Here is a 14,053-nt window from a genome sequence, read left to right as displayed (position 1 = left end):
GTAACTGGGCGGGAGCTCGGACGGAGAGCATGGTGTCGAATTCAATGGGTAGTCCGGCGGATACGGACAACGCGATCGTCGTCGACGGTGTCGAGAAGACCTTCGGCGCGGTGCGCGCGTTGCGAGGCATCAGTTTCAGCGCCCCCGCGGGCAGTGTGCTGGGTGTGCTCGGGCCCAACGGCGCGGGTAAGACCACCACGGTATCGGTGTTGTCGACGCTGATTCGTCCCGATGCCGGTACTGCGCGGGTAGCCGGCTTCGACGTCGTCACCCAGGCCGCGCAGGTCCGCTCCTCGATCATGCTGACCGGCCAGTACGCGGCGCTCGACGAAATGCTCACCGGCCGGGAAAATCTGGTGCTCTTCGCCCGTCTGATGGGCCTGCGGCGCAAGGCCGCCGCGCAGCGCGCCGACGAACTCCTGGAGCAGTTCGCGCTCACCGAGGCGGCGGAACGACGGGTCGGCCAGTACTCCGGCGGTATGCGCCGGCGCATCGATATCGCCTGCGGATTGGTCCGGCCGCCGCGCGTGGTCTTCCTCGACGAACCCACCACCGGCCTGGACCCCGTCAGTCGCCAGAGCCTGTGGGCGATGGTGCGCTCGCTCAAGGAACAGGGCGTCACGATTCTGCTCACCACGCAGTACCTCGAGGAAGCGGATGCGTTGAGCGACAACATCATTGTCGTCGACAAGGGCACCGTGATCGCCGAGGGCACCGCCGATCAGCTCAAGGCCCGCTCCGGCGACAGCTACTGCGAGGTCGTCCCGGTCGATGCCGGCGATGTGCCGGCCGTGGCCGCCGCGCTGGCGAGCCTGGGGGAGGTCACGATCGCCGAATCGCAGGACCGCGTGTCGGTGCCCGCGCCCGGTGGCGCGGTGACGCTGTCGGAAGCACTGGACCGAATCAACAGCGCGGGAATCGAATTGATCGACATCGCCTTGCGCCGTCCCTCCCTCGACGAGGTCTTCATCCAGCTGACCGAACCGGCCGAAGAGATCCCGGCATGACCGCGGCGAGCACCGAAACCCCCGAACTGTTCCGGGTTCCGGCCGGGCTGCAATGGACGGCTTTGAGCGGCCGCATGATTCGCACCGCGCTGCGCGAGGGCGATCTGGTGCTGGCCTTCGCCGCGCCGGTGGTGTTCTTCGTCTGCTTCTACGTGCCGCTGCGGCAGTCGATGGAGGCCGGTGGTATCGACTACGCGCAGTACCTGCTGCCCTTGATCGCGGTCTTCGCCATGTTCTTCACCTCCATGTTCGCCGGTGACCGGGCGGCGCGAGAGGTCGTCGGCGGCATGGCCACCCGGCTGCGGGCGATGCCGGTGCCGCCGTGGGTTCCGGTGACCGCTCGGATGTCGGCGAATCTGGTGCGCGCCGTTGCCGCCTTCGCCGGGGCGCTGATCATCGGCACGATCTTCGGATTCCGATTCCACGGCGCGGATTCCACGCTGGTCTTCGTGCTGGTGGTGCTGGCGTTCGGCACCACGCTCGTGATCGCCACCGACGCGCTCGGCACCATCACCCGCAACAGCGAACTCAGCGGCACCGTCCTGTTCGGCCCGCAACTGCTGCTCGTGATGACCTCCACCGGGTTCGTTCCGGTGCAGGGTTTTCCGGGCTGGATCCAGCCGTATGTACGCAATCAGCCGGTCTCGCAGATCACCGACGCGCTGCGCGGACTGGCGGCGGGGAAGTACCCCGCCGAACTCGGCGTGGCCGCGATCTGGATCGCGGTGCTGCTGGTGGTCGCCGTGGTCCTGGCAGTGCGAGCGGAAGGGCACCGGCGATGAGTGCGACCGTTGTGGACGATTCTCCCGTGCTCGGCTCCCGGATCGGTGATCTGTGGTCGCAGACCCTGATCGAGACCGGTCGCCTGCTGCGGCGCTGGTCACGGCAGCCGGAGGTGATCACCAGCACGCTGGTGCTGCCGATTCTGCTGCTGCTCATGTACGACCTGGTGCTCGACAAATCCCTCGGCGCCGCCGGCGGGGCCGACCCGATCTACGGGTTCGTGCCGATGATCGCCGTCGCCGGGGCGATGTACGGCGCGATGGGTACCGGCATGTCGTTGTACGCCGAGCGGGAAAGCGGTCTGCTGCGCCGATTCTGGGTGCTTCCGATGCATCGCTGGGCCGGACTGTCCGGCCGGCTGGCCGCCGAATGCGCCCGCGCGTTCGCGGCGACGGTCGTGGTCGTCGCCGTCGGCATGGCGCTGGGCCTGCGGTTCCAGCAGGGCTGGGGCGGTGCGATCGGCGTCCTGCTGGTACCGGTGATCGTGATCGCCGGATTCACCCCGCTGGTCATCGCGGTCGGGGTGAGCAGCGCCGGTGACAAGGTGGTGCAGCTGTTCGCGATCGTGGTGTTGGTCGGCATGTTCTTCAATTCCGGATTCGTGCCGGTGCAGAACTATCCGGGCCGGCTGCAACCGATCGTGCGGGCTCAGCCGATGAGCTGCGCCATCGAGGCGATGCGCGACTTCACTCTCGGTGGTCCGCTGCTGGTTCCGGTATTGCAGACCGTGGCGTGGTCGGTGGGGCTGATGGTGGTTTTCGGCGCCGTCGCCATTCGCGGTTACCGTCGCGCCGCCCAGAGCTGACCCGTCTTCCGCCTCCTGACAAGCCATTAGCCCGTAATTAGCGAGACACGCCGAGTGTCATTCTGATTCACCGAAGATCGATCCGTCTTTTTCGGTACTGTCGAGATCCGTTTGTTCGTTCCGATAGGCATCCCGAAGCTCAGGAAAGGACGAATCGTGCGGAGCCGGATACGCAGTTGTACCGCTGTCTTGTTCGGAGCTCTCATCGCCGTCGCGGGCGGAATGGTTTCCGCGCCGCATGCCTGGACGCAGCCTCCGGCGCAGGCCGCCGCCGATGATGATTTCTACGTTCCGCCGGCGCCCCTGCCCCCCGGTCCTCCGGGAGCCATCGTGCGAGCTCAGCCCGCATCGCTGATGTTCTCGGCGCCGGGACAACCCGGCGTCGTCCCGGCGATCTCGACACGCATGATGTATCTCAGCAACGACACGCACGACGCGCCGACCGCGGTGACGGGAACGTATCTGCAGCCGATGCTGCCGTGGACCGGTCCCGGTGACCGCCCATTGGTCGCGTACGCGGTCGGAACGCAGGGCCAGGGCGACCAGTGCGCGCCCTCGAAATTGCTGCCGCAGCTCGTCCGATACCAGCCGCCGTTCGACGTCATCGCCGAATACGATGTGTTGGCGCTGTATTCGCTGCTGTCGCGCGGTATGGCCGTCGTGGTCACCGATTACCACGGGCTGGGCACACCGGAAATGCACGACTTCCTGAATCGGAAAGCGCAATCCTATGCGGTACTCGACGCGGCGCGGGCCGCGGAGCAGTTGCCGAACAACGGTCTGGGGCCGCGGCCGCCGGTCATCGTGTACGGCTACTCCCAGGGCGGTATGGCCTCGGCCGGTGCGGCCGAATTGCAGCCGAGTTATGCGCCCGAACTGAATATGCGTGGCGCGTACATCGGCGGGCCGGTGGTCGATCCCGAATACTTCATCGGCTTCAACGAGGGCCAGCCGAGCCTGTCCGGCGCGGTCGGATTCACACTCAACGGCATCGCGGCGGACTACCCCGAGACGCGCCCGGAACTCGACGCCGAACTCAACGATGCCGGCAAGGCGCTGCTGAGCGACGCCGCGAACAAATGTGCGATCGCGGTATCGATCGACAATCCGCAGCGGCAGACGGCCCAGTTCACTTCCAGCGGACAGCCACTCACCACGGTGATCGATCGCTCCCCGGCGTTGAGCCAGGCCTTCGCCGATCAGCGCATCGGCGGCGGCACGCCGTCGGCGCCGGTGCTCATCGCCTCGGCGAAGAACGACGAGGGCGCGCCGTACGCGCCCATCCGAGATGTGGCCGCCGCGTGGTGCAGTCGCGGCGTCCCGGTGCAGATCGATGCGAACTCCCAGCTTCCGCCGATTTCCGGCGTCGTCGGCACCCACGATCTCGCCTTCTTCCCGTCCTTGGCGGCCTCGCAGATGTGGCTGACCGATCGGCTCGCGGCGGCACCCGCGGCGAGCAATTGCGCCGCGTTGCCGTAGCGGCCGACGTGCCCGGAGAGGCCGCAGACCCCCACCCGGGCCACCGATGTTCGATCGCTCGACGCTCGATGTATATCCGCTGAAAACGCAGGGAAGGATCGATCGTGAGGGGCTTGATCCGCAGATGGAACGCAGTTCTGTTCGGCTCGCTCGTCGTCATCGCGGGCGCGGCGATATCGGCGCCACCCGCGTCGCCGCAACCGGCTACGCAGGTCGCCGCCGATGATTTCTACATACCGCCGCCGCCACCGCCGATGCCGCCGGGCGCGATCCTTCGTACCCAACCGGCGGCGCTGGCTTTGTCGGCACCCGGCCAGCCGGGTGTCGTGCCGGCGGCGTCGACGCGAATGATGTATCTCAGCAGCGATACTCACGATGCCCCGACCGCGGTGGTGGCGACGTATCTACAGCCGGTGGTGCCGTGGACCGGACCGGGCGAACGTCCGCTGGTCGCCTACGGCGTCGGCTCTCAGGGCCAGGGCGACCAGTGCGCGCCGTCGAAGGTGCTGCCGCAGTTGGCCCAGTTCCGGCCGCCGTACGACGTCATCGCCGAATACGACGTCATCGCGCTGGCCTCGTTGCTCGCCCGCGGTATGGCCGTGGTGCTGACCGATTATCACGGACTGGGCACGCCCGATGTGCACGACTTCCTCAACCGGAAGGCTCAGGCGTATGCCGTACTCGATTCCGCCCGTGCCGCATTGCAGCTGCCGGGCACCGGACTGAATCCGCATTCGCCGGTCATCCTGTTCGGCTATTCCCAGGGCGGTATGGCCTCGGCCGGGGCCGCCGAACTGCAATCGAGCTACGCACCCGAACTGAACGTGCGTGGTGCCTACATCGGCGGCCCGATCGTCGACCCCGAGAATTTCATCGGCTACAACTACGGCCAGCCCGGTGTCGGATCCGCCGCGCCGTTCACCCTCAACGGTATCGCCGCCGACTATCCCGAAACGCGGCCGATCCTCGATGCCGAAATCAACGACGCGGGTAAAGGGCTGATGCGCGACGCGCTGGACAAGTGCGCTATCGCCGCGTCACTCGACATTCAAATACGGCGAATAACGCAAATCACCAATAGCGGAGAACCTCTCACCGCTCTCATCGACCGGTCGCCGGCGCTGAAAGCGGCGTTCGACGAACAGCGCATCGGAACGATCGCGCCCACGATGCCCGTGCTCATCGCCTCGGCCGTGAACGACGAAGGCACACCGTATCCACCGGTTCGCGCCGTGGCCGCCGGGTGGTGTGCCGGCGGCACTCCGGTCCAGCTGGACGCGAATCCGCAACTGCCCGCTATCACCGGCGTCGTGGGCACCCACGACCTGGCCTATTTCCCGTCGCTGATGACCGCGCATTCATGGATGACCGATCGGCTGGCCGGTCTGCCCGCGCCGACCAATTGCGGCGCCCTACCGTAGCGAGCCCGGCAGACGCCGCCCGCCGACAGGGTGGGCGGCGTCGCGTCGTCTCGGATCGAGACCCCAGTCCGAAAAACTGCTGTCATACCTTGGCGATTTCGGGGTATCTGCACGTCTGTAGGTCTTTTTCGCTGATCTCTGGACAGCCTGGGAGGAGCGGCTACTCTGAATGTTTCAGGCCTACGCCGCTTCATATTTCAGGCCGGCGCCGCTTCGCGCGGCCGCATTCTCGATCTGGTGTCACTTCTGGATAGCGAGAAGTACATGGCGATCTTCGAAAACACCCGTGCCCGCGACCCCAAGCGCTACCTCTGGATGCTGGGGTTGATAGCACCGGCCTGTGCCCTGCTCCCCGGACCGCTGGTGGTAGTCACCGGCTCACCGGTGTTCTGGTGGATCGGGCCGATCATCGTCTTCGTGGTCATCCCCCTGCTGGACTGGGCGATCGGGAACGACGGCAGTAATCCGCACGACGAGGACTACGAAGCGCTCTCCAACGACCGCTACTACCGTTGGTGCACTTACCTGTTCTTGCCGATGCAATTCCTCGGCCTGTTCATCGCGGGCTATCTGTGGGTGGACACGGGGCTGTCGTTCGTCGACAAACTCGGCCTCACCATCACACTCGGAGTGGTGTCCGGCATCGGGATCAATGCCGCGCACGAACTCGGCCACCGGTCCGAGCATCTGGAACGGTGGCTGTCGAAGATCGCCCTGGCGCAGTCCGCGTACGGGCACTTCTTCGTCGAGCACAATCGCGGCCATCACGCGCGCGTCGCGACACCGGAGGACCCGGCCAGCGCCCGCTTCGGCGAGTCCCTGTGGGTGTTCCTGCCGCGCAGCATGTTCGGCGGGCTCCGCTCGGCGTTCCGGCTCGAACGAGACCGCCTGGCACGCAGGGGAAAACGGTGGTTCAGCTACGAGAACCATCTGTTGCAGGCCTGGTCGATGAGCGTCGTGCTGTTCGGCGCCATGATCCTGTATTTCGGTCCGCGGGTGATCCCGTGGCTGGCCTTGCAGGCGTTGATCGGCGCCTGTCTGCTCGAGACGGTGAACTACGTCGAGCACTACGGCCTGCTGCGCGTGCGCCGCGCCGATGGCACATTCGGGCGCTGCTCGCCGCGCGACAGCTGGAACAGCGACAGTCTGGTCACCAACATCTTCCTGTTCCATCTGCAGCGCCACAGCGACCACCACGCGAATCCGGGTCGCCGCTACCAGACCTTGCGCAGCGTCGAGCAGGCGCCACAGCTTCCGATGGGCTATGCCGGGATGGTCCTGCTGGCCGCGGTGCCGCCGCTGTGGCGCGCCGTGATCGATCCTCGCGTGCTGGCCCACTACGGCGGTGACCTCGGCCTGGTCAACGTCAAAACGCGGCGCAAACAGCCGATCGAGGGGACTGGCGAGCGCTCGCGCTGAGTTTTTCGGCGATGCGCCGTGCCGTGCCACAGCGCGGATTTGCGACCTGGTCGAGGGATTGGCCGTGCCGAGCACCGTTCAGCGGTTACTCTCGATGATCGAGACGTTCTCGTGCGAACGTTGTCGGATAGGCCCACGCAAACCTCGAGCCGGATCGGTTGTCGCCGGTGATCAGGGAGGAGCCGTTCGCGATGGTGATGTTCGAGTCGACGAAACGATCTACCGTGCCTACCGCGGCGCCGCGACACCCCCGAGTGGGTGATGCGCGATGACCGGGCCCTCACCTCTCAACGGCGGCGAACCCGCCCTGCTGAACGGTTCGGTGACGCTGGTCGAGGGCAGCACCTTCTGCCTGTCCGACCGGGTCGGCGATGTGGAATCGGGAACCTCGCAGGGCCTGTTCTATCGCGACGCCCGGGTGGTGTCGCGGTGGGAGCTGCGCGTGGACGGGCAGCGGCTCGAACCGCTGTCGGTGCTCAGCCCCGAGGCATTCACCGCGCGCTTCATCCTGCGGCGGCCGCCGCGGTCCGGCGCCGCCGATTCCAGTCTCCTGGTGGTGCGCGAACGACTCGTCGCCGACGGGATGCGAGAAACGGTCATCCTGGAGAATCTCGGCCGCGAACCCACGGCCGTCGTGCTCGAGCTGCGCGCCGACGCCGACTTCGTGGATCTGTTCGCCGTCAAGGAGGGCCGGGCCGGGCACGGACGCGCCGAAATACTGGTCACCGACAACGAACTGCTGCTCAACGACCGCTCCGATCGCGCACGCGGCCTGGCGGTGTCCTCCTCGGAGCTCCCGACCGTGCTGCCCGGCTCGCTGACCTGGCGCATCGTCGTGCCCGCCACCGGCCGCTGGCAGACCGAGATCCTCGCGCAGCCGACCGTGGCCAATCAGCGGGTGCATGTCGCCCTGCGCCCCGGCGAGCACTATCGCAGCAGCGAACCGGGCCGCAAGATGGCGGCCTGGCGTGACACCGCCACCAAACTCACCACGGGTGATCCGCAGCTCACCGCCATTCTGCAGCGCACCGAAAGCGATTTGGGCGCACTGCAGATTCGCGAGGAACGCCGGCATCGCACCTTCGTCGCGGCCGGCGCACCGTGGTTCATGACGCTGTTCGGCCGCGACTCGCTGCTCACCGCGTGGATGGCGCTGCCGCTGGACTCCTCGCTCGCACTCGGCACCATGCAGCAGCTGGCCGAAATGCAGGGCCAGCAGGTCGACGCGCTGACCGAGGAGGAGCCGGGCCGGATCATGCACGAGATCCGCCGCGGACCGGCGGGCGGACTGGCCCTGGGCGGGGAGGTGTACTACGGAACCGTAGACGCCACACCACTTTTCGTGATGCTGCTGGCCGAGACCCGGCGCTGGGGCGCGTCGCCGGAGGCGGTGCAGACGCTGCTGCCGGCGGCGGACGCGGCCCTCGACTGGATGTCGCACTTCGGCGATCGCGACGGTGACGGCTTCGTCGAATATCAGCGCGCGACCGACCGCGGCCTGATCAACCAGGGCTGGAAGGACAGCTTCGACGGCATCAACGACGCGGCCGGACATCTCGCCCAGGCGCCGATCGCGCTGTGTGAGGTGCAGAGCTACGTCTATGCGGCGATCCTGGCCCGGGCCGAACTGGCCGAGGAATTCGGGCAGTCGGACAAGGCCGGGAAGCTGCGCGAACATGCCGCCGAATTGCGCACGAAATTCGCCGAAGCCTTCTGGATTCCCGAAAAGGGCTGGTATGCGGTCGCTTTGGACGGTAACAAGCGCCGCGTCGATGCGCTCACCAGCAATGTCGGCCATTGCCTGTGGTCGGGCATCGTCACCGACGACCACGCCGAACAACTGGTGCACCATCTGGCGACCGCGGAGATGGACTCCGGATTCGGTTTGCGCACACTGTCTTCCGGGATGGGCGCGTTCAATCCGATGAGCTATCACAACGGTTCGGTCTGGCCGCACGACACCGCCATCGCGGTCGCCGGTCTGCTGCGTTACCGCCACATCCCGGGCGCGGTCGGGCTGGCCACCCGGTTGTCCAACGGATTACTCGACGCCGCAACCGCTTTCGGCGGCCGGCTGCCCGAGTTGTTCTGTGGTTTTCAGCGCTCCCGCTTCTCGGCGCCGGTGCCGTATCCGACCTCGTGTTCCCCGCAGGCCTGGGCCAGCGCCGCGCCGCTGTTGCTGGTCCGTTCGTTCCTGGGGCTCGAACCCGACGTGCCGCACCGCACGGTGACCGTCCTGCCGCATGTCCCCGCGCGCTGGGGCAGGGTAGAGCTCACCGATCTGCGCCTCGGCGGAACTGCGGTGGATCTGGCAGTGGACGGTGAGCAGGTGACCGCCGCCAACCTGCCCGAGGATTGGCGGCTGATCACCCACTGACCTCACAGAATCACGCGCTGGTCCTCGGGCAGGAAGAGCTTGTCCGAGGGCTGGACGCCGAAGGTCGCGTAGAACTCCGGCAGATTGCGCACCACCTGGTTGCAGCGGAATTCGCCGGGGGAGTGCGGATCCGTGGCAACCTGCTGTTCGAGCGACTGCTGGGTCTGCTTCTCCCGCCAATTGCGGCCCCAGGACTGGAACATCGGGGTGTAGTCGGGCGTGTTGCGGCCGTTCTTGGCTTCCTCGATGCGGAAGGCGGCCAGCGCGATCATCAGTCCGCGCAGGTCGGCGAGGTTCTCACCGACGGTCAGCTGGCCGTTGACGTGATCGCTGGGCGGCAGGCCCTCGGGCACCAGGGCGTTGTACTGATCGATCAGCTGCTTCGTCTTGGCCTCGAAGGCGGTCCGGTCCTCCGGGGTCCACCAGTCCTCGCGATTGCCGTCGCCGTTGTACTTCGAGCCCTGGTCGTCGAAGCCGTGCCCGATCTCGTGGCCGATGGTCGCGCCGATCGCGCCGTAGTTCACCGCCGGTTCGGCGTCGGTGTCGAAGAACGGGGCTTGCAGGATCGCGGCCGGGAAGTTGATGGAATTGGAGGTTGCCTCGTAGTAGGCGTTGACGGTCTGCGGCGACATACCCCATTCGGCCTTGTCCACCGGCGTCCCCAGCTTGTCCATCGAACGCTTCGCCTCGAAAGCCTCGATGGCGAGCAGGGATTCGACCAGCCGGCCGCGCGTGACCTTCAGCTTCGAATAGTCCACCCACTTGTCGGGGTAGCCGATCTTGACCGTGATCTTGTCCAGTTTCGCGATCGCGGCCTCGCGGGTCCGCGGCGACATCCACGACGAGTTGCGGAAGTTGTCGCGATAGGCGGCCAGCAGATTGTCGACCAGCTCCTTGGCGCGCGTCTTCGCCTGCGGCGGAAAGTATTTCGCCGCGTACAACTTGCCCAGCTGCTCACCGAGATTGGCGTCGACCACCGCGACCGCCGACTTCCACAGCTCCGGGCGCTGCTCGATCCCGCTGGTGGCCTTCAGGAAATCGAAATTCGCGTCCGACAGATCCTTGTTCATGTACTTGGCGTATTTGCGCAGCAGGCTGAGCTTCAGCCATTCTCGCCAGATGTTGATATCCACCTCGGTCCACAGCTGCCCGGCCGCGGTGACGAACGACGGTTCGCCGACGACCATCTTCCCGAACAGTTCCTTGGGCCGGTCGGTGCTGCCGGCCAGCCACGGCTCCCAGTCGAAACCCGGTGCCAGCGTGGTCATCTCGTTCCACGCCATGAGGTTGTAGGTGGCATCGGAGTCGCGGGTGCGCACGTTGTCCCAGTAACCGGCGGCGATGCGCTTCTCGAGATCCAGTGTGCGTTCGGCCGCGCCGTCCGGATCGGGCAGGCCGGCGCCGGTCGCCAGTTTGTGCAGCAGCGTCTGGTACGCGGAAAGATATTGCGCGAATTCGGGTTTCCGGTAGTACTGCTCGCTCATTCCGAGACCGGACTGGCCCACGGACGGAATGTAGGCATTCGAATTCTTGCGGTCGATACTCACACCGAGCCCGATCAGGCCGCCCAGCGGCAGCGCGCCCATGACCTTCGCGAGATCGGCCTTGGTCTGCGCCCCGTCGATCCGCGCGAACAGCGGTTGCAGCGGGGTGGTGCCGAGCTTCTCGAGTGTGTCGAGATCCATCCGCGCGTCGTAGAGGTCGCGGATCTGCTGGCCCTCCGACCCGTCCTTGGGATCGTGGATTCCGTCGATGACCTCGCGCAGCTGCCCTTCGACCCGATCGGACACCTCGGCGAAGGTGCCGTAGGAGACCTTGTCCGGCGGCAGTTGGTAGGTGCGCAGCCAGGCGCCGTTGATATTGCGGTACAGATCGTCCTGCGGCCGCACCGCGGGATCGACGCCCGACAGATCGGGGCCGGTGAGGGGTTTCGGCTTCGCGTCGCTATTGCACGCCACCAGGGCGGTGGCCACCGGCACCGCGCCGAGGGCGATCAGGAACGAGCGGCGACCCAGGCGGACCTGGCGACCGGACGATGTCACAGAAAATCCTCTCCCCGACTCATCGTGCACCTGCGCGACGACCGTCACTGCGACTCCACGCGGAGGCCGGGCCGGTTGCGTCCGTGAGAGGCTAACCGAACCTGCTGAGACTCGGCTGAGTTCGACCGCCACCCGTGGGGTGGCCGTGCCGGACCCCGTTCGACCCTGATTTGGGCGCGACCTGCGGCTTCGCTACACTTGTCGGGTTGCCTGCGGGTATTGTGCCCGCACTTCGGCCGCGAACCCACAGTGGTTGATCCTTCCGATCATGCAAAACCGCTGGCAGGCGCTGCCCCGCTGAGCTTGCGGGAGCGGGCCGTCAAGGTCCGTCGAAGGGCAACTGACCATGCCCGTCGGGTCGGCAATCCGGCGTGCATTACGTCCAGGTCTAGGAGGAGCTGAAGTGATTCAGCAGGAGTCGCGACTGCGCGTCGCCGACAACACGGGTGCCAAGGAGATTCTGTGCATCCGCGTGCTCGGCGGGTCGTCGCGTCGCTATGCCGGTATCGGCGACGTCATCGTCGCCACCGTCAAGGACGCCATCCCCGGCGGCAACGTCAAGAAGGGTGACGTCGTCAAGGCGGTCGTCGTGCGCACCGTCAAGGAGCGTCGTCGTCCGGACGGCTCGTACATCAAGTTCGACGAGAACGCCGCGGTGCTGATCAAGGCGGACAACGATCCGCGTGGCACCCGCATCTTCGGCCCCGTCGGCCGCGAGCTGCGTGACAAGCGGTTCATGAAGATCGTTTCGCTGGCCCCGGAGGTGCTCTGACATGAAGGTGCACAAGGGCGACACCGTGATCGTCGTCTCGGGTAAGGACAAGGGCGCAAAGGGCAAGGTCATCCAGGCCTACCCGGCGACCGACAAGGTCCTGGTCGAGGGCGTGAACCGGATCAAGAAGCACGTCGCGAACTCCGCGAACCAGCGCGGCGCCAGCTCCGGCGGCATCGTGACCCAGGAGGCGCCCATCCACGTGTCCAACGTGATGGTTGTCGACTCCGACGGCAAGCCGACCCGGGTGGGTTACCGCACCGACGAGAACGGCAAGCGGGTGCGCATCTCCCGTCGCAACGGGAAGGACATCTGAGCATGACCACGTCTGAAAAGATTCAGCCCCGCCTGAAGCTGCGCTACCGCGCGGAGATCAAGGACGCGCTGAACAACGAGTTCAACTACGCCAACGTGATGCAGATCCCGGGCGTGGTGAAGGTCGTCGTCAACATGGGTGTCGGTGACGCCGCCCGCGACGCCAAGCTGATCAACGGCGCCGTCAACGACCTGGCCCTGATCACCGGTCAGAAGCCGGAGATCCGCAAGGCCCGCAAGTCCATCGCGCAGTTCAAGCTGCGTGAGGGTATGCCGATCGGTGCGCGCGTCACGCTGCGTGGCGACCGCATGTGGGAGTTCCTGGACCGCCTGGTGTCCATCGCGCTGCCCCGTATCCGCGACTTCCGCGGCCTGTCGCCGAAGCAGTTCGACGGCAACGGCAACTACACGTTCGGCCTGAGCGAGCAGTCGATGTTCCACGAGATCGACGTGGACTCCATCGACCGTCCGCGCGGTATGGACATCACGGTCGTTACTACCGCGACCAACGATGAGGAGGGCCGCGCCCTGCTCAAGCACCTCGGCTTCCCGTTCAAGGAGAACTGAGCACATGGCTAAGAAAGCTCTCGTCAACAAGGCCGCCGCGAAGCCGAAGTTCGCCGTGCGTGGCTACACCCGCTGCCAGCGCTGCGGCCGCCCCCGCGCGGTCTACCGCAAGTTCGGCCTGTGCCGCGTCTGCGTCCGTGAGATGGCGCACCGCGGCGAGCTGCCGGGCGTGCACAAGAGCTCCTGGTGAGCCGGCGCTGCTGACGCAGCGCCCGCGCTGAGCGCGACAATCGAATCGAGAAAGGGTACGGACTCATCCGAGTCCGTACCCTTTCTTGTGTTGGGGGTGAAGGTTTCGAACTCCTCGTGCAATCTCCGCGAAAATCCGGCTCGGGGATCGACGCGTCCATACTCCGCCGGAAATCCTGTGGCGCAAAAGATTTGCCGTTCGCGTCCTTCTCACTGCTGGCAACGAATCGCCGGCGCAGTTCATATCGCGCGGCTACCTTGTCCACCGCTCGGCTGTCGATGGAACGGGGAAGTGCGTGACGGATTTCGATGAACTCGTGCGGTTGCTGGGCGCTCCGGCGCCGCGGCGCGCGGCCGGCGATTGGGCGCAGGTCGAGAACTATGTGGGCGCCGCATTGCCCGGTGACTTCAAGGCGTTTCTCGATGCCTACGGCAGTGGGGTGATTTCCGGAGAGCTCGCCGTCTTTCATCCGCAGGGACCGAGTCCGCTGCTGGAGCGCATGCAGCTCATCCACGAAACATTCGGCGAATTGCGAGAAGACGATCCCGATGACGTGCCGTATCCGATTCACCCCGAGCCGGGGGGTCTCATTTCCTGGGGCTACGACCACAGCGGCGACGAACATTTCTTCCTGCCCTGTGATCCGGACCCGGAGCGTTGGAAGGTCGTGACGATGGTGCACGAGGTCGGCACCGAGGTCTTCGACGGACCGTTCACCGGATTCGTGCTTCGCTTCGTCGACCGGCTGCGAAATCCCGAACCCCGGGACGTCGCCGGTCCGGACGAGTTGACGTTCTTGGAGCCGGAGGATGTGGCGGAGTTGATCGCCGACAGGGCGATTCAGCCGAGCTTCGCACCGTTCTGACCCGGTTCGCG

General features: G+C 66.2%; 13 protein-coding genes. 12 read left to right on the top strand and 1 reads right to left on the bottom strand.

The window, feature by feature from the left end; all coding sequences use genetic code 11:
• Window positions 1-29 precede the first annotated feature (29 nt).
• From NN2_RS25990 to NN2_RS25960, 7 genes are all read left to right on the top strand, one after another.
• A complete protein-coding gene (locus NN2_RS25990) occupies window positions 30-1,007 on the top strand; it encodes an ATP-binding cassette domain-containing protein (RefSeq protein WP_245007148.1) in 978 nt (325 codons plus the stop codon).
• A complete protein-coding gene (locus NN2_RS25985; protein WP_063016710.1) occupies window positions 1,004-1,789 on the top strand; it encodes an ABC transporter permease in 786 nt (261 codons plus the stop codon). The genes NN2_RS25990 and NN2_RS25985 overlap by 4 nt, the downstream gene beginning before the upstream one ends.
• Window positions 1,786-2,595: an ABC transporter permease gene (locus NN2_RS25980; RefSeq protein ID WP_082857262.1), complete on the top strand. Its 810-nt coding sequence runs from the start codon at window positions 1,786-1,788 to the stop codon at window positions 2,593-2,595. The genes NN2_RS25985 and NN2_RS25980 overlap by 4 nt, the downstream gene beginning before the upstream one ends.
• Before the next feature lie 330 nt (window positions 2,596-2,925).
• Window positions 2,926-4,074 carry a lipase family protein gene (locus NN2_RS25975; RefSeq protein WP_245658852.1) on the top strand — a complete coding sequence of 383 codons (1,149 nt, stop codon included), beginning with the start codon at window positions 2,926-2,928 and terminating at the stop codon, window positions 4,072-4,074.
• 104 nt (window positions 4,075-4,178) lie between these two features.
• The gene (locus NN2_RS25970; protein WP_146098678.1) at window positions 4,179-5,495 is read left to right on the top strand and encodes a lipase family protein; all 1,317 of its coding nucleotides are present in this window, start codon (window positions 4,179-4,181) and stop codon (window positions 5,493-5,495) included.
• 264 nt (window positions 5,496-5,759) lie between these two features.
• The gene (locus tag NN2_RS25965; protein WP_063016704.1) at window positions 5,760-6,914 is read left to right on the top strand and encodes an alkane 1-monooxygenase; all 1,155 of its coding nucleotides are present in this window, start codon (window positions 5,760-5,762) and stop codon (window positions 6,912-6,914) included.
• Window positions 6,915-7,182: 268 nt separating this feature from the next.
• Complete coding sequence (locus tag NN2_RS25960; RefSeq protein ID WP_063016702.1) at window positions 7,183-9,291, top strand: amylo-alpha-1,6-glucosidase; 2,109 nt, start codon at window positions 7,183-7,185, stop codon at window positions 9,289-9,291.
• A 2-nt stretch (window positions 9,292-9,293) separates the two neighbouring features.
• Here NN2_RS25960 and NN2_RS25955 read toward each other — a convergent pair whose 3' ends face one another.
• Window positions 9,294-11,333, bottom strand: coding sequence for a M13 family metallopeptidase (locus tag NN2_RS25955; protein ID WP_063016700.1), 2,040 nt, complete (start codon window positions 11,331-11,333; stop codon window positions 9,294-9,296).
• Window positions 11,334-11,736: 403 nt separating this feature from the next.
• On the opposite strand from NN2_RS25955, the gene rplN reads away from it, so the two are divergent.
• The 5 genes from rplN to NN2_RS25930 all read left to right on the top strand — a co-directional run bounded on the left by rplN (window position 11,737) and on the right by NN2_RS25930 (window position 14,042).
• Window positions 11,737-12,105 carry a 50S ribosomal protein L14 gene (gene rplN, locus NN2_RS25950; protein WP_030513395.1) on the top strand — a complete coding sequence of 123 codons (369 nt, stop codon included), beginning with the start codon at window positions 11,737-11,739 and terminating at the stop codon, window positions 12,103-12,105.
• Between the two features lies 1 nt (window position 12,106).
• Entirely contained in the window at window positions 12,107-12,421 is a 315-nt protein-coding gene (gene rplX / locus NN2_RS25945; RefSeq protein WP_036498213.1) for a 50S ribosomal protein L24, read from the top strand.
• A gap of 2 nt (window positions 12,422-12,423) precedes the next feature.
• Window positions 12,424-12,987 carry a 50S ribosomal protein L5 gene (gene rplE / locus NN2_RS25940; protein WP_030513397.1) on the top strand — a complete coding sequence of 188 codons (564 nt, stop codon included), beginning with the start codon at window positions 12,424-12,426 and terminating at the stop codon, window positions 12,985-12,987.
• A gap of 4 nt (window positions 12,988-12,991) precedes the next feature.
• Complete coding sequence (locus tag NN2_RS25935; protein WP_025347225.1) at window positions 12,992-13,177, top strand: type Z 30S ribosomal protein S14; 186 nt, start codon at window positions 12,992-12,994, stop codon at window positions 13,175-13,177.
• Between the two features lie 295 nt (window positions 13,178-13,472).
• Window positions 13,473-14,042, top strand: coding sequence for an SMI1/KNR4 family protein (locus NN2_RS25930; RefSeq protein WP_063016698.1), 570 nt, complete (start codon window positions 13,473-13,475; stop codon window positions 14,040-14,042).
• The last annotated feature ends 11 nt before the right edge of the window (window positions 14,043-14,053 follow it).

The sequence above is a fragment of the Nocardia nova NBRC 15556 genome (genome assembly GCF_001613005.1).
GTDB lineage: Bacteria > Actinomycetota > Actinomycetes > Mycobacteriales > Mycobacteriaceae > Nocardia > Nocardia nova.
The sequence above is the reverse complement of the archived record's forward strand: the minus strand, read 5'-3'. Positions and strand labels throughout refer to the sequence as shown.

Bases quoted from the DNA above. Each gene is read 5' to 3' on its own strand.
- NN2_RS25990 (WP_245007148.1), top strand. From the start codon at position 30: ATGGTGTCGAATTCAATGGGTAGTCCGGCGGATACGGACAACGCGATC.
- rplX (WP_036498213.1), top strand. From the start codon at position 12,107: ATGAAGGTGCACAAGGGCGACACCGTGATCGTCGTCTCGGGTAAGGAC.
- NN2_RS25980 (WP_082857262.1), top strand. From the start codon at position 1,786: ATGAGTGCGACCGTTGTGGACGATTCTCCCGTGCTCGGCTCCCGGATC.
- rplE (WP_030513397.1), top strand. From the start codon at position 12,424: ATGACCACGTCTGAAAAGATTCAGCCCCGCCTGAAGCTGCGCTACCGC.
- NN2_RS25965 (WP_063016704.1), top strand. From the start codon at position 5,760: ATGGCGATCTTCGAAAACACCCGTGCCCGCGACCCCAAGCGCTACCTC.
- NN2_RS25985 (WP_063016710.1), top strand. From the start codon at position 1,004: ATGACCGCGGCGAGCACCGAAACCCCCGAACTGTTCCGGGTTCCGGCC.
- NN2_RS25935 (WP_025347225.1), top strand. From the start codon at position 12,992: ATGGCTAAGAAAGCTCTCGTCAACAAGGCCGCCGCGAAGCCGAAGTTC.
- NN2_RS25960 (WP_063016702.1), top strand. From the start codon at position 7,183: ATGACCGGGCCCTCACCTCTCAACGGCGGCGAACCCGCCCTGCTGAAC.